Source organism: Paracoccus indicus, from assembly GCF_003056335.1.
GTDB lineage: Bacteria > Pseudomonadota > Alphaproteobacteria > Rhodobacterales > Rhodobacteraceae > Paracoccus > Paracoccus indicus.
The window spans coordinates 129,300-145,399 of sequence record NZ_PYWA01000006.1 but is presented as its reverse complement, the minus strand read 5'-3'; the positions used below and the strand labels follow the sequence as shown (position 1 = coordinate 145,399).

At 66.1% G+C, this 16,100-nt stretch carries 13 protein-coding genes; 4 read left to right on the top strand and 9 right to left on the bottom strand.

The features are described 5' to 3' along the window. Nucleotides 1–9: 9 nt before the first annotated feature. From DDE75_RS11465 to DDE75_RS11455, 3 genes are read right to left on the bottom strand one after another with little or no spacing between them, the layout of a single operon-like run. Nucleotides 10–1,476, bottom strand: coding sequence for an NAD-dependent succinate-semialdehyde dehydrogenase (locus DDE75_RS11465; RefSeq protein ID WP_108502525.1), 1,467 nt, complete (start codon nt 1,474–1,476; stop codon nt 10–12). Between the two features lie 2 nt (nt 1,477–1,478). Then, nucleotides 1,479–2,510, bottom strand: coding sequence for a tartrate dehydrogenase (locus DDE75_RS11460; protein WP_108502524.1), 1,032 nt, complete (start codon nt 2,508–2,510; stop codon nt 1,479–1,481). 10 nt (nt 2,511–2,520) lie between these two features. Continuing rightward, the gene (locus tag DDE75_RS11455) at nt 2,521–3,981 is read right to left on the bottom strand and encodes an aldehyde dehydrogenase family protein (RefSeq protein ID WP_108502523.1); all 1,461 of its coding nucleotides are present in this window, start codon (nt 3,979–3,981) and stop codon (nt 2,521–2,523) included. A 158-nt stretch (nt 3,982–4,139) separates the two neighbouring features. Here DDE75_RS11455 and argE point away from each other — a divergent pair, with 158 nt between their 5' ends. Beyond that, nucleotides 4,140–5,288, top strand: a complete 1,149-nt coding sequence (gene argE, locus DDE75_RS11450; protein ID WP_108502522.1) for an acetylornithine deacetylase — start codon at nt 4,140–4,142, stop codon at nt 5,286–5,288. Between the two features lie 113 nt (nt 5,289–5,401). Here argE and pdxR read toward each other — a convergent pair whose 3' ends face one another. Together pdxR and DDE75_RS11440 are read right to left on the bottom strand one after the other, a co-directional pair. After that, nucleotides 5,402–6,877, bottom strand: a complete 1,476-nt coding sequence (pdxR, locus tag DDE75_RS11445; RefSeq protein WP_108502521.1) for a MocR-like pyridoxine biosynthesis transcription factor PdxR — start codon at nt 6,875–6,877, stop codon at nt 5,402–5,404. Nucleotides 6,878–6,950: 73 nt separating this feature from the next. After that, entirely contained in the window at nt 6,951–8,330 is a 1,380-nt protein-coding gene (locus tag DDE75_RS11440) for an aminotransferase family protein (RefSeq protein ID WP_108502520.1), read from the bottom strand. 269 nt (nt 8,331–8,599) lie between these two features. Between DDE75_RS11440 and DDE75_RS11435 the strand changes: the two genes are divergently transcribed. The 3 genes from DDE75_RS11435 (at nt 8,600) to DDE75_RS11425 (ending at nt 11,719) form a co-directional block, all read left to right on the top strand. After that, the gene (locus tag DDE75_RS11435) at nt 8,600–9,589 is read left to right on the top strand and encodes a taurine ABC transporter substrate-binding protein (protein ID WP_108502519.1); all 990 of its coding nucleotides are present in this window, start codon (nt 8,600–8,602) and stop codon (nt 9,587–9,589) included. A gap of 65 nt (nt 9,590–9,654) precedes the next feature. Next, nucleotides 9,655–10,455 (top strand): taurine ABC transporter ATP-binding protein, encoded by an 801-nt coding sequence (locus DDE75_RS11430; RefSeq protein WP_108502518.1) that lies wholly within the window; start codon nt 9,655–9,657, stop codon nt 10,453–10,455. Nucleotides 10,456–10,465: 10 nt separating this feature from the next. Further along, nucleotides 10,466–11,719: an ABC transporter permease gene (locus DDE75_RS11425; RefSeq protein ID WP_211659342.1), complete on the top strand. Its 1,254-nt coding sequence runs from the start codon at nt 10,466–10,468 to the stop codon at nt 11,717–11,719. Between the two features lie 242 nt (nt 11,720–11,961). Here DDE75_RS11425 and DDE75_RS11420 read toward each other — a convergent pair whose 3' ends face one another. The 4 genes from DDE75_RS11420 to folD form a co-directional block, all read right to left on the bottom strand. Further along, complete coding sequence (locus DDE75_RS11420; protein ID WP_108502516.1) at nt 11,962–12,693, bottom strand: sulfite exporter TauE/SafE family protein; 732 nt, start codon at nt 12,691–12,693, stop codon at nt 11,962–11,964. A gap of 10 nt (nt 12,694–12,703) precedes the next feature. Beyond that, a complete protein-coding gene (locus DDE75_RS11415; protein ID WP_245894712.1) occupies nt 12,704–14,185 on the bottom strand; it encodes an aldehyde dehydrogenase family protein in 1,482 nt (493 codons plus the stop codon). A gap of 116 nt (nt 14,186–14,301) precedes the next feature. Further along, nucleotides 14,302–15,186 (bottom strand): formyltetrahydrofolate deformylase, encoded by an 885-nt coding sequence (purU, locus tag DDE75_RS11410; protein ID WP_108502514.1) that lies wholly within the window; start codon nt 15,184–15,186, stop codon nt 14,302–14,304. Further along, nucleotides 15,183–16,100 (bottom strand): bifunctional methylenetetrahydrofolate dehydrogenase/methenyltetrahydrofolate cyclohydrolase FolD, encoded by a 918-nt coding sequence (folD, locus tag DDE75_RS11405; RefSeq protein ID WP_108502513.1) that lies wholly within the window; start codon nt 16,098–16,100, stop codon nt 15,183–15,185. The genes purU and folD overlap by 4 nt, the downstream gene beginning before the upstream one ends.

Sequence of the window (16,100 nt, the reverse complement as noted above, 5' to 3'; positions counted from 1 at the left end):
CGTCGCGCTTCAGATGCCGGCCATGTGGAAGGCCTTGGTTTCCAAGTACTCCTCGATCCCGGCGCGCGCGCCCTCGCGGCCCAGACCCGACTGCTTGACCCCGCCGAAGGGCGAGACCGCCATGCTGAGCGCACCTGTGTTCAGACCGACCATGCCGAACTCCAGCGCCTCGCCCACGCGGAAGGCGCGTTTCAGGTCGGCGGTGTAGAAATAGGCGGCCAGCCCGAAGGGGGTGGCGTTGGCGGCATCGACGGCCTCGGCCTCGGCGGTGAAGCGGAAGATGGGGGCTACGGGGCCGAAGGTTTCCTCGGATGCAAGGCGCATGTCGGTGGTGGCACCTGTCAGGACGGTGGGACGGGCGTATTGGCCGTCGGGTGCCGTAGCCTGGGCTGCGATGGATGCGCCCTTGGCGGTGGCATCCGTGATGTGGTCGCGGATCTTGTCCAGCGCGGCCATATTGATCATCGGGCCGATCTGGGTGTCGGCATCGGTGCCGGGGCCGACCTTTATCGCCGCAACTTTTGCCGAGAGCCGTTCGACGAAGGCGTCATGCACGCCGTCCTGCACGAAGATGCGGTTCGCGCAGACGCAGGTCTGCCCGCCATTGCGGAACTTGGCGGCGATGACCCCGTCGACCGCAGCATCCAGATCGGCGTCGTCGAAGACGATGAAGGGCGCGTTGCCGCCCAACTCCAGCGACAGGCGCTTGACGGTCGGGGCGCATTGCCCCATCAGCATCGACCCCACGCGGGTCGAGCCGGTGAAGGACAGCTTGCGGACCGTGGCGCTTTCGGTCAACGCGCCCCCGATCGCCGCAGGCATGCCGGTGACGATGTTGATGACGCCGGCGGGAATGCCCGCCCGTTCGGCCAAGACCCCGAGTGCCAGGGCCGAGAAGGGTGTGAACTCCGACGGCTTGACGACCACCGTGCAGCCCGCGGCCAGCGCGGGGCCGACCTTGCGGGTAATCATCGCGTTCGGGAAGTTCCACGGCGTGATGATGGCCGAGACGCCGACCGGTTCCTTCATCGCCAGGATGCGGCGGTCGTCGGTGGGGGCGGGGATGATCTGCCCCTCGATCCGGCGGGCTTCCTCGGCGAACCACTTGATGAAGCTGGCGCCATAGGCGATCTCGCCGCGTGCCTCGGCTAGGGGCTTGCCCTGTTCCAGCGTCAGGATCATCGCCAGGTCGTCTGTCGCGGCGACCATCAGGTCGTGCCATGCCATCAGCAGGTCGGCGCGTTCGGCCGAGGGGCGGCGGCGCCAGTCGGCAAAGGCCGCATCGGCGGCAGTGATGGCCGCGCGGGTCTGGTCGCCCGTGATGTCGGGAACCGTGCCAAGGACGGTCCCCGTGGCGGGGTCGGTCACCTCGACCGTCGCGCCATTGTCGGCATCGACCCAACGCCCCCCGATCAGCGCCTGCTGGCGCATCAGGTCCGGGTCGGCCAGGTGGCGGATGGGGGCGTGGATCGTCATGGTCAGTCCTCCAGATGGGTCAGAACGGCTTGTGTGATGGCGTCGGTGGTATCGCGTCCGGCATGGGTGCCGATGCCGCGTGCGGTCGTGGCCTCCAACGCAGCCATGATGCGGGCGGCGGGATCGGTCTGGCCCAGATGGTCCAGCATCATCGCCGCCGACCAGAAGGCCGCCATGGGGTTCGCGATGCCCTGATCGGCGATGTCGGGGGCCGAGCCGTGGACGGGTTCGAACATCGACGGGTTCTTGCGCGTCGGGTCGATATTCGCCGAGGCCGCAAAGCCGAGGCCACCCTGTATGGCCGCGCCCAGATCCGTCAGGATGTCGCCAAAGAGGTTCGAGGCCACGACCACGTCCAGCGTCTCGGGCGCCATCACCATGCGCGCGCACATGGCGTCGATGTGATAGCGGGTGACGGCCACGTCCGGGTATTCGGCGGCCAGCTCGTCCGTGACCTCGTCCCAGAAGACCATGCTGTGGCGTTGCGCATTGGATTTCGTGACCGAGGCCAGCTTGCCGCGCCGCGCCCGCGCCTGTTCGAAGCCGAAGCGCAGGATGCGTTCGACGCCCGCGCGGGTGAAGATCGAGGTCTCGACCGCGACTTCCTCGGAGGTGCCTTGGTGGACGCGCCCACCGGCGCCGGAATATTCGCCTTCGGTGTTTTCGCGGATGCAGAGGATATCGAAATCGCGCGTCTTTAGTGGGCCTTCGACGCCCTCCAGCAGGCGGTGGGGGCGGATGTTAGCATATTGGACGAAGGCCTTGCGGATCGGCAGCAGCAGACCGTGCAGCGACACGCTGTCGGGCACGCGGGCGGGCCAGCCGACCGCGCCCAGGAAGATGGCATCGAAGCCGCGCAGGGTCTCGATCCCGTCTTCGGGCATCATCCGTCCATGCTGCAGGTAGTGGTCGCAGGACCAGGGGAAGGTTTCGGTCCGGACATCGGCGCCGCTGGCCGCGACCACGCGCATTGCGGCCTCGGTCACGGGAATGCCGATGCCGTCTCCGGGGATCAGGGCGATGCGGTGGGTCATGGAAAGCTCCTCAGATGTCGATCAGCACGGTCTTGGACTGGCGGTTGGCGTGATAGGCCTCGCGGCCCAGATCCTTGCCGATGCCGGATTGGCGATAGCCACCGGTGGGCAGGATGTGGTCGCGCGACCGCCCATAGCGGTTGACCCAGACCGTGCCTGCCCGGACCCGCCGCATCGCACGCATGGCCCGCGACAGGTCCCGTGTAAAGATGCCCGCGCAGAGGCCATAGGTCGGGTGGTCCGACAGGGCCATGGCCTGATCCTCGTCGTCGAAGCCCTGGATCGTCAGGACGGGCCCAAAGATCTCCTGCAGGATGGCGGGGCTGTCGGGGGCGACATCGGCCAGCAAGGTCGGCGCATAGAAATAGCCCGGGCGGTCCATGGCCGCACCGCCGGTCAGCAGCGTCGCACCCTGCGCCACGGCATCATCCACGATGCCGCCGATCCGCCGCAGCTGACGGTCCGAGATGATCGGTGCATAGCCCGTATCGGCATCCCATGTCGGGCCGGGACGGTCGGGCACCATCCGCGCCACCAGCCGCGCGGCAAGGTCGGCCAGGATGCGATTGTCGGCGATGACCCGGCTGCCCGCCACGCAGGCCTGACCGGCGTTGAAGATGATGGACCGCGCGATGGCATCCGCCGCCAGATCAAGATCGGCATCGTCAAAGACGATCTGGGGCGATTTGCCGCCCAGTTCCAGCGTCATGGGCTTCATGCCGGTGCGGGCGACATTGCCCATGATGGCCTGCCCCGCGCCGGTCGAGCCGGTGAAGCTGACCTTGGCCACATCCGGATGACCGATAATGGCGTTGCCTGTCACCGGACCGTCGCCCAGAACCACGTTGACCAGTCCTGCCGGGATGCCCGCCTGCACCGCCAGCAGCGCCATCCGGATGGTGGAAAAGGGCGTCATCTCGGACGGTTTCAGCACCACGGCATTGCCTGCCGCCAGCGCCGGACCCAGCTTCCACCCCGCCATCGAGATCGGGAAGTTCCACGGCGTGATCGCGCCGACGACGCCGTAAGGCTCGGTGACGGTCATCCCAAGCGAGGCATCGCGGGTGGGGGCCAGATCGCCGCCCTCCTTGTCGGCCATCTCGGCGAAGAAGCGGATCTGTTCGGCGGTGACGGCGATGTCGCCTTGGGCCAGTTGCGCCACGGGGCGGGTGGATGACAGCGCCTCCAGCGGTGCAAGAATGGGGGCGTCGGCCTCGATCAGATCGGCCCAACGGTGCAGGGCGCGGGTCCGGTCGCGCGGCGTCGCGGCACCCCATCCCGCCGCCTGCGCATGGCGCGCGCTTTCCACAGCGCGATCGACCATCGCGGCATCGGCCAGGGGGCAGGCGCCGTGTTCGACCCCGTCCGAGGGGCGGAAGATCGGCAGCTCGCCCTTGGCCGGAACCAGCTTGCCATCGATCACATGGCCAAGGGGAAGGTCGATGCTGTCGGGGTCGAAACTTGGGGGCATGGCGGGCTTCCGGTTTGTTGCAGCGCCAGACTAGGGCAGGGCGGCAAGCAGTTTTCATGCGCTTTCCCGCCCCGCACGGTGGATTGTCCCGTTCCGCCCCCCCGTCTTCGGCAGCATCTGCGCCCGCCACCGCGCAGACTGCGGGAAAGGAGAACCCGATGACGCTGACCGATATCCTGGCCGAACTGGTGGCCATCCCCTCGCTGCCGGGCACGCCGAACGATGCCATCACCGATGCCATCTGCGCGCATCTGGACCGCCCCGGCGTGACGCTGCACCGCCTTCCGACGCCCGAGGGGCGCTGGAACATTCTGGCCAGCATCGGTCCGACGGATGTGCCCGGCATCATGCTGTCGGGGCATGGCGATGTCGTCTCGGCCGAGGGTCAGCAGTGGTCCAGCGATCCGTTCCGGCTGACGGCGCAAGGCGACCGGCTGGTCGGGCGCGGCACCAGCGACATGAAGGGCTTTCTGGCGGTGATGCTGCATCTGGTGCCCGATCTGCTGGCCATGGACCTGCAGCGGCCCGTGCATCTTGCCATTTCCTGCGACGAGGAGATCGGCTGTCAGGGGGTGCCGCATCTGATCGCGCGCCTGCCCGACCTGATCGCCCCGCCCCTGGCCTGCATCGTGGGCGAGCCTTCGGACATGGCCCCGGTCCTGGCGCATAAAGGCAAGCAGACGGTCGAGGTGACATTCGCGGGCCGCCCCGGCCACAGCTCGGACCCCGCGCGGGGCCAGAACGCGATCTATGCCGCCGCGCGATTTGCCCTGCGGGTCGAGGAAATGGCCCGGCTGCTGCGTGAAGAGGGTCCGTTCGACGACAGCTTCGATCCCCCCTGTTCGACCTTGCAGGCCGGTGTCATCGCGGGCGGCACCGCCGTCAACATCATCCCCGACCGCGCGACGGTTCTGATCGAGGCGCGGGGCATCCCCGATCACCCGCCCGAAGCCGTCATCACGGATATTCTGGCCGATTTTCCGACCGGTGCGGCGCATCGCGTCCTTGCCGCATACCCTGCGCTGCGCAAGGCCGCGGACCCCTCGCTGGCCCATCGCTTGGCGAACCGCTCGGGGCGGCAGGTCGTGCAGGCCGTCAGCTATGGCACCGAGGCGGGGCTTTTCGCTGCGGCGGGCATCCCCTCGGTCATCTGCGGTCCTGGGCGGATCGAACGCGCGCATCGTGCCGATGAATTCATCCGCGCCGATGAGTTGAACCTGTGCCGCAAGGTCTTGCGGGAGGAGATCGTGGCCATGTGCGGCGACGTCGATGCTATGTTAAATAGTCCCGTCAAGCCTATGATATAGCATAGTAAAAAAGACATTCCTCACGTCTTTCGATACCTGTTCGACTGGCGCAGGATGCGGGCGCTTTTGGCACCAGATCACCCCCGTTCGATATGGCTTTCACGGTCAAAGCCCTAGGCCCCGCGGCGCGTGGAGGACAGGGCCGCGGCGATCAGTTCCATCCCGGCCTGGATGCGGTTGGTCGGGATGGTCGAATAGGCAAGGCGATAGTGCGACGTGTCGGGTGACCTGCGGGCAAAGAAGGCCTGTCCCGGTTCGATCAGCACCGATTGGCCGCGCAGCTTCATGGCCAGGTTCGACGTGTCGATGCCGGGCGGAGCCTCGATCCAGAAGGACGATCCGCCGGATGCGCCGGGACGCACGCGACCGATCCCCAGGTCCTGCAGCCCTTTTTCCATGATGGCCCGCCGTTGGGCATAGACACGTGTCATGCGGTGAAGCTGGCTGTCGAAATGGCCAAGCGACAGGAAATAGGCGGTGGTGCGCTGCAGGTGGCTTGGCGGGTGGCGCAGGACGACGGATCGCAACCTGCGGACCTCGCGGATCAGTTCGGGCGCCGCGACGATGTAGCCCAGCCTGAGCCCCGGGAAGATCGACTTGGAGAACGAGCTGACGTAGATGACGCGCCCCTGTCGGTCCATCGACTTCAGCGCGGGCGAGGGTGAGCGGAGAAACGAGATCTCGAATTCGTAGTCGTCCTCGACGACAAGGAAATCGTCGCGCTCGGCACGCTCCAGCAGCGCCTTGCGCCGGGAGAGGGGCATTGTGGCATTGGTCGGGGCCTGGTGGCTGGGCGTGGTGAAGACCAGGTCGCATTCGCGGGGCAGATCCTCGGGCGGCAGGCCGTCGTCATCGACATCGACCGAGGTGACGACGACCCCCTTCTGGTCGAAGATCTTGCGCAGACCGGGATAGCAGGGGTTCTCGACCACCGTGCGGGGCGATTGGTCCAACAGCAGATGCGCGATCATCCACAGGGCGTTCTGGCTGCCCATGGTCACGATCAGCTCGTCGGGCGTGGCGTGGATGCCCCTCCGCGGCAGGATGTGACGCAGGATGTATTCGACCAGCAGCGGGTCGTCCTGCTGATAGGTGTCGCGCGTCAGGCTGTCGAAATCCTTGCGCCCCATCGCCTGCATCGCGCATTTCCGCCAGTTGGCGTGATCGAAGAGGTCGGTGTCGGACTGGCCATAGATGAAGGGATAGCGATAATCGCTCCAGTTCGGGGGGCGCAGGATGTCGTCACGCTCGGGGATGCCCTTGCGAAGGCGGCGCTGCCATTCGATGCCGGTCGCCTTGTCATGCGGGGCGTCGTCATAGGCCGGACGCCGCGGCGCGTTTTCCGAGACGTAGAATCCCGAACCGCCGCGGGCGTGCAGGTATTCGTTCGACACGAGGTCGCTGTAGGCCAGCGTCACCGTGATCCGCGACACGCCCAGATGCTGGGCCAGGCGGCGCGACGAGGGCAGGCGTTCACCGGGGGAACAGCGGCCCGTGACGATGGCATCGGCTACGATCTGCTGGATCTGCTGCTGCAGCGTGGCCGTGCTGCCGTGGGGAAGCAGAAAGATCTCGGGCGGGATGGGCAATGGGCTTCCTTCGGGGCAGGGGCGTCGCGCCCCAGATTATGCGCGCGACGTCCCCCTCGCAAACCCCTTTCGGTCAGGCGAAGACGCGGCCCAATGCGCCGCCGATGGCATCGGTGATGGCATCGATGTCGTCGGGCGTCGCGATCAGGGCAGGTGCCAGGCACAGGGTGTTGTTCAACCCCGGCAGCGCCCGCGAGGTGGCGCCGATGATGACGCCCTGCGCCATGCAGTCGGCCACCACGGCCTTCACATGCGCCTCGGGGACGGGTTCCTTGCTGGCGCGATCGGCCACCAGTTCGGCACCGCAGAAGAGGCCGAGCCCGCGCACGTCGCCGATCACCGGATGGCGTTCGGCCAGCGCGTGCAGGTTGTTCATCAGCCGCGTGCCCATTGCGGTGGTATTGGCCAGCAGGCCTTCGTTCTCGATGATCGCCATGTTTTCCAGCGCGGCTGCGGGACCGCCCGTGCAGCCACCGAAGGTCGAGATGTCGCGGAAAAAGCTCATGGGATCGGCGGCATCGTCCTTGAAGCGGTCGAAGACCTCCTCGGTGGTGACGAGGCAGGCGATGGCGGCATAGCCCGAGGCCACGCCCTTGGCCATCGTCACCATGTCGGGCTGGATGCCGTAATGCTGATAGCCGAACCACGTGCCGGTGCGACCGACGCCGCAGACGACCTCGTCGATGTGCAGCAGGATGTCGTAGCGGTCGCAGATCTCGCGCACGCGCTGCCAATAGCCCTTGGGCGGGGTGATGACGCCGCCACCCGCCGTCACCGGTTCCAGGCACAGCGCGCCGATGGTGTCGGGACCTTCGCGCAGGATGACCTCCTCGATGGCGTCGGCGGCGCGTTCGCCATAGTTCTCGACGTCCCACTGGGCGCGGTATTCAAGGCAGTGGGGCACCTGGACGAAGCCCGGTGCGAAGGGGCCGTAGCCCTCGTTCCGTTCGGGCTGACCGCCGGCCGAGATCGTGGCGATGGTCGAACCGTGATAGTCGCGTTCGCGGAACAGGATCTTGTGCTTCTTGCCACCGAACCGCTTGTGGGCGATCTGGCGCACCATCTTGAACGCCTTCTCGTTCGCCTCGGAACCCGAGTTGACGTAATAGACGCGGCTCATGCCGGGCATCTTCTCGATCAGCCGCTCGGCGAAGCGGGCACCGGGGATCGACCCCGCGCTGCCGGCGAAATAGTTCATCTTGGTCACCTGCTCGGCGATGGCCTGACCGATGCTGGCGCGGCCATAGCCGACGTTGACCGTCCAGACACCGCCCGAGACGGCGTCCAGGTGTTCGCGGCCGCGGGCATCCCAGACCCGCATGCCCTTGCCCTCGACCATCACGGTGGGGTCGACGGTTTCATGTGCCTTGTGCTGGGTCATGTGGTGCCAGACATGGGCACGATCGGCGCGGACGATGTCGGTGAAATCGTTCGGGGGCGTGATGCTGTTCATTGCGCGGACCTTTCGGGGAGCGGTGGAGGAGGGATCCGGTCTTTGGGCCGCAATTGACCCATCGGCAGGTTTCCCGCCCAAGTATTCAACACAAAGGGCATTCGGTTAGGGCCAGTTTAACCAATTCGATAGGTCCGGTTGTGCAGGGACGTTGAGGCGGGCGTCAAAGCCGATGTCTTGTCGGATCAGGCCGCGGGCGTCGGTAGGTGGGCAGCAAGATCCACGGATCTCGGTGATGCGGTTCGCAATCCAACAACGGAGATACGATCATGAAGACCCTTGCCAAACTGATGACCGGTGCCGCGCTGGCGCTGAGTGCACAATCCGCCGCGGCGCAGGACCTGACCGTGGGATATTTCCTGGAATGGCCGATGCCCTTCCTGGCCGCCAAGGCCGATGGTGCCTATGACGAGGCACTGGGCACGAACGTCAACTGGGTCGCCTTCGAGACGGGCACCGCCATGTCGGCGGCCATGGCCTCGGGCGATGTGCAGATCTCGATCAGCCAGGGCGTGCCGCCCTTCGTCGTCGCGGCCTCGGCCGGGCAGCCGTTGCAGGTCGTCGACGTGGCCGTCAGCTATTCCGAGAACGACAACTGCGTCGCGGCCACCATGCTGGAGATCGACAAGGACAGCGCGGACGAACTGGCAGGCAAGAAGGTCGCCGTGCCGCTTGGCACCGCCGCCTATTACGGCTTCCTGCGCCAGATGGAGCATTTCGGCGTCGATGTCGCCTCGATGACGGTGGTCGACATGGCGCCGACGGATGGTGCCGCGGCACTGGCGCAGGGCGCGGTCGATTTCGCCTGCGGCTATGGCGGCGGCCTGGCCCGCATGAAGGAACACGGCAACGTGCTGCTGACCGGTGCCGAGAAGGAGGAACTGGGCATCCTCGTCTTCGACGTCACCTCGACCTCGACCGACTTCGCCATCGAGAACGCGGACATGGTGTCGGATTTCCTGGCCGTCACGGCCAAGTACAACGCCGAGTGGAACGAGACCAAATCCCCCGAGATGCTGGAGAAGATCGCCACCGAGGCCGGCATGTCGACCGAGGCCGCCGAAGCCTCGATCTCGACCTTCTCGTTCCCCTCGGTCGAGGAGCAGCTGTCGCCGAAGTGGCTGGGCGGAAATGCCGCGTCCTTCATGAAGGGCGTGGCCGACGTCTTCGTCGAGGCCGGCAGCATCGATACGGCCCTGGACAGCTATGAGAACGCCGTCAACACCGGCCCCCTGCGGGCGGTCCTTGCAGGCCAGTAAGACCATCTGACCGGCGGGTCGCAAGGCCCGCCGGCAATTCAACTTCACGAAGGGGGACCGTCCTCATGTCATTTCTCAGCATCGACAACCTGTCCATGCGTTTCGATCTGCCCAAGGGCGGACATGTTCAGGCGCTGCAGGACGTGTCGCTCGACATCCAGAAGGGCGAGCTGATCTCGGTCCTCGGTCCGTCGGGCTGCGGCAAGTCCACGCTGCTGAACATCCTTGCAGGCTTTCTGTCGCAGACCGACGGCCATGTCTTCCTGAACGGCCGCCCCGTGACCGGACCCGGGTCCGAACGCGGCATGGTGTTCCAGAAGGGCGCCCTGTTCGAATGGATGGATGTCCGCAACAACGTCGACTTCGGCCTGCGCATGAAGGGCATGCCCGAACCCGATCGCAACACCATCACCGAGAACCTTCTGGAGAAGGTCGGCCTGCGCGCCTTCAAGAACAAGGCGGTCTATGAACTGTCCGGCGGCATGCAGCAGCGCGTGGCCCTGGCCCGCTGCCTTGCCAATGATCCCGACGTGATCCTGATGGACGAACCCCTGGGCGCGCTGGATGCGCTGACCCGCGAAAAGATGCAGGGCCTTGTGCTGAAGCTGTGGAAGGAGACCGGCAAGACCATCATCCTCATCACCCATTCGGTCGATGAGGCGCTGCTGCTGGGCGAACGGCTGCTTGTCATGGCGCCGCGCCCGGGGCGCATTCACCGCGAATACAGACTGCCCTTCGCCGACAAGGCCGTGGGCGGCGATCTGCGCAGCGTCAAGGAAGACCCGCAGTTCGGAGAGATGAAGAACGAGATCCTCGGAATGATCTGGGAAATGGAAGAAGAAATCATGGGTGGGGCGGAACACTGAAATGACAGGACTGTTGATACTTTTCACCTATGTCGCGCTGTTCTTCGGCGCGGCCTTCGCGATCACGCTGATCCGCCGACGCGTGGGACAGATGCGCGATTTCACCTCGCTCAAGACGGTGACATTCGGCGATGAAAGCGCGGTCAGGCCCGACCGCATCGCATCGGTGCTGTCGCTGCTGGTCGTGTTCCTGGTCTGGGGTGCCTTCACCGGATCGAAGCTGGTGCCGATCCATGTGCCGGGGCCCTATACGGGCACGACATCCTTCGAATACACCGCCGAGGCGCCGGACGGCAGCACGGGGCAGGGCACCGTGACCGTGACCGTGCATGATGCGGGCATCGGTGCGGATGATCCCGAACCCGGCCCCGCGACCGGCTTTGTCACCAGCGATACCGCCACCGTGGCTGCATGGCGGTCGGTGCTGATCAGCCCGCAGCGCAACGACGGTGATGACGCGCGCATCGTCTCGGTCGCGGGCCAGCCCATCGCACCCGGCGAGGCGGTCTCGGTCCCCCATGGCCGCGTGGTGATGACGGGCAAGGGCTCGTTGAACTTCACGCCCGACAAGGGGCTGCAGATGGAGCCGATCTGGATGCCCTCGCCCGAGGCGGTGGTGGGCCAGTTCTTCAATATCGCGAAGAACGGCTATCAGAACGTCTCGCTGTGGGAACATGTCGGCTGGTCGCTGTGGCGCGTGGCAGCGGGCTTCGTGCTGGGATCGCTGGTCGGCATCCCCCTGGGCTATGCCATGGGCCTGTCGGGTTGGGCGCGCGGCTGGTTCGATCCCATCGTCGAGTTCATGCGCCCCGTGCCGCCGCTGGCGCTGATCCCGCTGGTCATCATCTGGTTCGGCATCGGCGAACAGGGCAAGATCGTCCTGCTGTTCCTGGCCGCGCTTTGGGTGATGATCATCTCGGCCCGGGCGGGTGTCTCGGGCGTGAACATCACCAAGGTCCATGCCGCCTATTCGCTCGGCGCATCCAAGTGGCAGGTGCTGCGCCATGTGATCGTGCCGAACTCGCTGCCCGAGATCTTCACCGGTGCCCGTGTCGCCATGGGCGTCTGCTGGGGCACCGTGGTCGCCGCCGAACTGGTCGCCGCCGAGAAGGGCGCAGGCAAGATGATCGTGGCCGCATCCAAGTTCCAGTCCACGGATATCGTCATGATGGGCATCGTCATCATCGGCGTCATCGGTTTCGCCATCGACATCATGATGCGCAAGGCCGAAGCCGTGCTGGTTCCTTGGAAGGGCCGTTCCTGACACGACCCGACAGCTGCTCAAGGAAAGGCGCCATCCCTTGCGGGGTGGCGCTTTTCGTTTGTGGTGGCTTGTTTCCCAAGGGCGGTGATGAACCGTTCGGCGTGGTGCAGACGGATGCCCCGCCCCTTGGGTTCAAATGATCAACGCGCATCTGCCATGGGGGGCGATGCGCATTCGGTCGGCGACGGATGGGTGGGGGGATGGCCTTGGCTGCCGCGACCTGTCGGGCGCGGCAGCCGGGATCAGATCAGACCGGCGAGGCCCTTCGCACCGGTCAGGATTGCCGAAAGGAACAGCACGGCAAGGGCTGCCTTGCGGTAATGGCCCTCGCCCAGTCTCTCGAACAGGCGGGTGCCGGCCCATGTGCCAAGGATCATCATCGGCCAGGCGCTGGCGGCACGCAGAAGCATGTCCCAATGCAGCACGTCCGAGGCGATGGCCAGGGAACCAAGCGCGACGCAGGCCGTGAAGGCGAAGAACAGCAGCAGCGATGCGCGGCTGACCCGCTTGTCCGCGCCGCGGCCAAGGAAATAGGCCACGGCGGGCGGGCCGGGCATGGCCGCCAGGCCGCCCAGAAGCCCGGCCACCGCCCCTGCCACCATCGCGGGCCCGCGTCCCGCACGAACGGTGAAGCGCGCCAGAAGCGCCACCAAGCCCATCAGCACCACCACCGCGATCAGCAACCGCAGCAGGTCCGGTTGCAGCCGCAGCGCGAAGAAGGCCCCGATCGGCGTGCAGACCAGCGCACCGGCGCAAAGCAGCGCCAGCGTGCGCCCCTCGAGGTGGCGGCGGACCTGCAGGAAATCGACGGGGGCCGCGGCAATCTGCAGCATCTGGGCCAGGATCACCGCCTGCAGCGGCGGCATGCTGAGCGAGTAGAGCGGAACGGCAGCAAGGGCGAAACCGAAACCGGTCACGCCCCGCAGAAAGCCGGCCGCCAGCGTCGCCGCGGCCAGGATCATGATATCAGGCATCGGTGCCGCATCAATCGAAGTTCATCACGATGGTCTTCGACCGGGTGAAATGTTCGACCATCGCCTCGAGCGAGGCCTCCTTGCCCTGACCCGAACGCCCGAAGCCGCCGTAGGACACGTTGGGCTGGATCGTCAGGTTCTGGTTCACCTGCACATAGCCCGCGTTCAGGCGTGCCGTGCTGTCCAGCGCGGTGGACAGGCTGCTGGTCCAGACCGAGGCCGCCAGCCCGTAGTGGGTCGAATTGGCCAGCCGCATGACCGTCTCGTAATCCGACCAGGCCTGTACCACGGCCACGGGTCCGAAGATCTCCTCCATGACGCAGGGGTGATCGTCGGGCAGGCCCGTCAGGATCGTGGGCTGGGCAAAGAGGTCGGGCGACAGCGCCGCATCTTCGGGCAGCCGGCCATAGCGGTGGACGGCAGCGCCGGGGGTCGCCTCGGCCTTGGCGACATAGGCGTTGATCGTGGCGACCTGCTTGGCGTTGATGACAGTGCCGACATCCGTCGCCTCGTCCAGGGGGTCGCCGATGACCAGCTTGTCCAGCGCCGCGCCAAGCTGCTGCATGAAGGCGTCGTGCAGGGTTTCATGGACATATATGCGGCTGGCCGCCGTGCAGCTTTGCCCCTGCCGCGTGAAGCGCATCCCCGAGATCGCGCCCGCCACGGCCTTGTCCAGATCCGCATCCGCGCAGACGATCATGGCGGATTTGCCGCCCAGCTCCAACGAGACGGGGATGATCCGGCCAGCGCCGATCTTGTTGATGGTCTCGCCCACGGCCTCCGATCCGGTGAAGGTGATCTTGGCCACGTCGGGATGACTGGTCAGGGCGTTGCCGCAATCCGCCCCGGTGCCGTTCACGACGTTCAGCACGCCCGCGGGCAGATGCTGCATCATCAGTTCGGCCATCAGATAGGTGGCGAAAGGCGCCTCCTCGGACGATTTGACGACGACCGTGTTGCCCGCGACCAGCGCAGGTCCGACCTTCAGCGCAAACAGCACCAGCGGGACGTTCCACGGCACGATGGCCGCCACGACGCCCAGGGGTTCGCGGGTGGTCATGGTCAGCATGCGCGGGTTGTAGGGAACGGTCTGGCCCTTCAGCTCGGACCCCAGACCGCCATAGAATTCCACGATGTCGGCGGCGACGGCAATCTCGCCCCGGCATTCGGTGCGGATCGCCTTGCCGGTTTCGCGGGCCAGGACCTGCGCGATCAGTTCGGCCTGTGCGGCGACGGCGCGTGCGGCGGCGGCCACCGCCTTGCCGCGATCACGGGCCGGGACCTGTGCCCAGGCCACCTGCGCGGCCTTGGCGCAATCCACCGCGGCGGCGGTTTCGGCAGCATCGCTGGCGGCGGCCTTGCCGATCACGGCGCCCGTGGCCGGGTTCTTCACGTCAAGCGATGCGCCCGAAGGGACGCGGTCGTTGCCGATCAGGTTGATGCCGGCATAGGCTGCGATGGCATCTTCGGGGGTCTGGAGCGGTGTTGTCATGGAAACATTCATCCTTGGGCGCTTGGGGTCACGCGGTCTGTTCTGGGTAGCGCGGGATCGGACCTGCGCTTAGGTCCAATCCCCTCTCTTTGTAGGTCCAGTATTGCGGGCGCGTGTCAGCCCATCCGTTCGGACGAGAAGCTGTCGGGCGAGGCCGGAAAGACCACCGTCTTGTTGCCGTTCAGGAAGGCGCGGTGATGGGCGTGGGCGTGGATGGCGCGGGCCAGGACCTGCGCCTCGACGTCGCGACCAAGCGAGACATAGTCCGCGGCGCTCTGGGCATGGGTGATGCGCACCGTGTCCTGTTCGATGATCGGGCCTTCGTCCAGGTCGGCGGTGACATAGTGGCTGGTTGCCCCGATCAGCTTGACGCCCCGTTCATAGGCCTGCTTGTAGGGGTTCGCGCCCTTGAAGCTGGGCAGGAAGGAATGGTGGATGTTGATGATCCGCCCCGACATCTTCTGGCACATCTCGTCGCTGAGGATCTGCATGTAGCGCGCCAGGACGATCAGCTCGGCGCCGGTATCCTCGACCACCTTCATGATCGCGGCCTCGGCCTTGGGCTTGTTGTCCTTGGTGACCTTGATGCAGTGGAACGGGATGTCCGCGTTCACCACGACCTTCTGGTAGTCCATGTGGTTCGAGATGACCGCCACGACCTCGACCGGCAGCGCGCCGATCTTCACGCGATACAGCAGGTCGTTCAGGCAGTGACCGAAGCGCGACACCATGATGACGACCTTCATCTTCTCGGCCTCGTCGTGGAAGGCATAGGTCATCTGCATGTCTTCGGCGATCGCGGCGAAACCGCCCTGCAGCGTTTCCAGCGCCGCACCCTCTTCGGGGATGAAGCTGATGCGCATGAAGAACTGGCCGGTTTCCTGGTCATCGAACTGGGCGCTGTCGGTGATGTTGCAGGCGTGATCGGCAAGGAAGGTCGAGATCGCGGCAACGATCCCGCGCCGCGACGGGCAGGTGACGGTCAGGCAGAACTTGGTCATGTCGGTTCCTGGTGTTCAAGAGAAATCGGCCTCTCGGGCAGTCCGAGCAGGTGGCAGAAGGCAGAGAGCGTATTGGCCAGCAGGCAGGCGATGGTCATCGGCCCGACCCCGCCCGGCACGGGGGTGATGGCACCCGCGACGCTGCGCGCGTTGTCGAAGTCGACGTCGCCCGTGATGCGGGTCTTGTCGGGGCCCAGATCGGGGGCGGGGATGCGGTTGATGCCCACGTCGATGACGGTGGCGTCGGGCTTGATCCAATCGGCCTTGACCAGGCCCGGAACGCCCGCGGCGGCCACGATGATGTCGGCCATCCGGGCCAGTTCGGGGATGTTGGTCGATGACTTGTGGGCCACCATCACCGTGCAGTCGGCATTCAGCAGCAGCCGGGCCATCGGCTTGCCGACCACGTTGGAATGCCCGATGACCAGCGCCGTCTTGCCGCGGAAATCGTCGTGCAGGGTGCGCAGCATCATCATGCAGCCAAGGGGCGTGCAGGGAACGATGGCATCCTGTCCCGTGCCCACCATCCCGACGTTCGAGATGTGGAACCCGTCCACATCCTTCTGCGGAGAGATGGCGTTGATGACGGCGCGTGCATCGAGATGCGCGGGCAGCGGCAGCTGCACCAGGATGCCGTGGACGTTCTTGTCCTCGTTCAGCTGGGCGATCACGCCCAGCAGGGTCTCGGCGCTGGTGTCGGCAGGCAGGCGGTGCTCGAACGAGGCCATGCCGGCCTCGACCGCCTGCTTGCCCTTGGACCTGACATAGATCTCGGAGGCCGGATCATGCCCGACCAGCACCACGGCCAGACCGGGGGTCTGCCCGGTTTCGGCCACCAGTTCGCGGACGCGCAGACCGACGCGGGTTCGGACCGCCTGCGCATAGGCCTTGCCGTCTATCAGCTGCGCGCCCAT

Coding starts and splice junctions, on each gene's coding strand:
- DDE75_RS11465 (WP_108502525.1), bottom strand. CDS start 1,476: ATGACGATCCACGCCCCCATCCGCCACCTGGCCGACCCGGACCTGATG.
- DDE75_RS11460 (WP_108502524.1), bottom strand. CDS start 2,510: ATGACCCACCGCATCGCCCTGATCCCCGGAGACGGCATCGGCATTCCC.
- DDE75_RS11455 (WP_108502523.1), bottom strand. CDS start 3,981: ATGCCCCCAAGTTTCGACCCCGACAGCATCGACCTTCCCCTTGGCCAT.
- argE (WP_108502522.1), top strand. CDS start 4,140: ATGACGCTGACCGATATCCTGGCCGAACTGGTGGCCATCCCCTCGCTG.
- DDE75_RS11440 (WP_108502520.1), bottom strand. CDS start 8,330: ATGAACAGCATCACGCCCCCGAACGATTTCACCGACATCGTCCGCGCC.
- DDE75_RS11435 (WP_108502519.1), top strand. CDS start 8,600: ATGAAGACCCTTGCCAAACTGATGACCGGTGCCGCGCTGGCGCTGAGT.
- DDE75_RS11430 (WP_108502518.1), top strand. CDS start 9,655: ATGTCATTTCTCAGCATCGACAACCTGTCCATGCGTTTCGATCTGCCC.
- DDE75_RS11420 (WP_108502516.1), bottom strand. CDS start 12,693: ATGCCTGATATCATGATCCTGGCCGCGGCGACGCTGGCGGCCGGCTTT.
- DDE75_RS11415 (WP_245894712.1), bottom strand. CDS start 14,185: ATGACAACACCGCTCCAGACCCCCGAAGATGCCATCGCAGCCTATGCC.
- purU (WP_108502514.1), bottom strand. CDS start 15,186: ATGACCAAGTTCTGCCTGACCGTCACCTGCCCGTCGCGGCGCGGGATC.
- folD (WP_108502513.1), bottom strand. CDS start 16,100: ATGGGCGCGCAGCTGATAGACGGCAAGGCCTATGCGCAGGCGGTCCGA.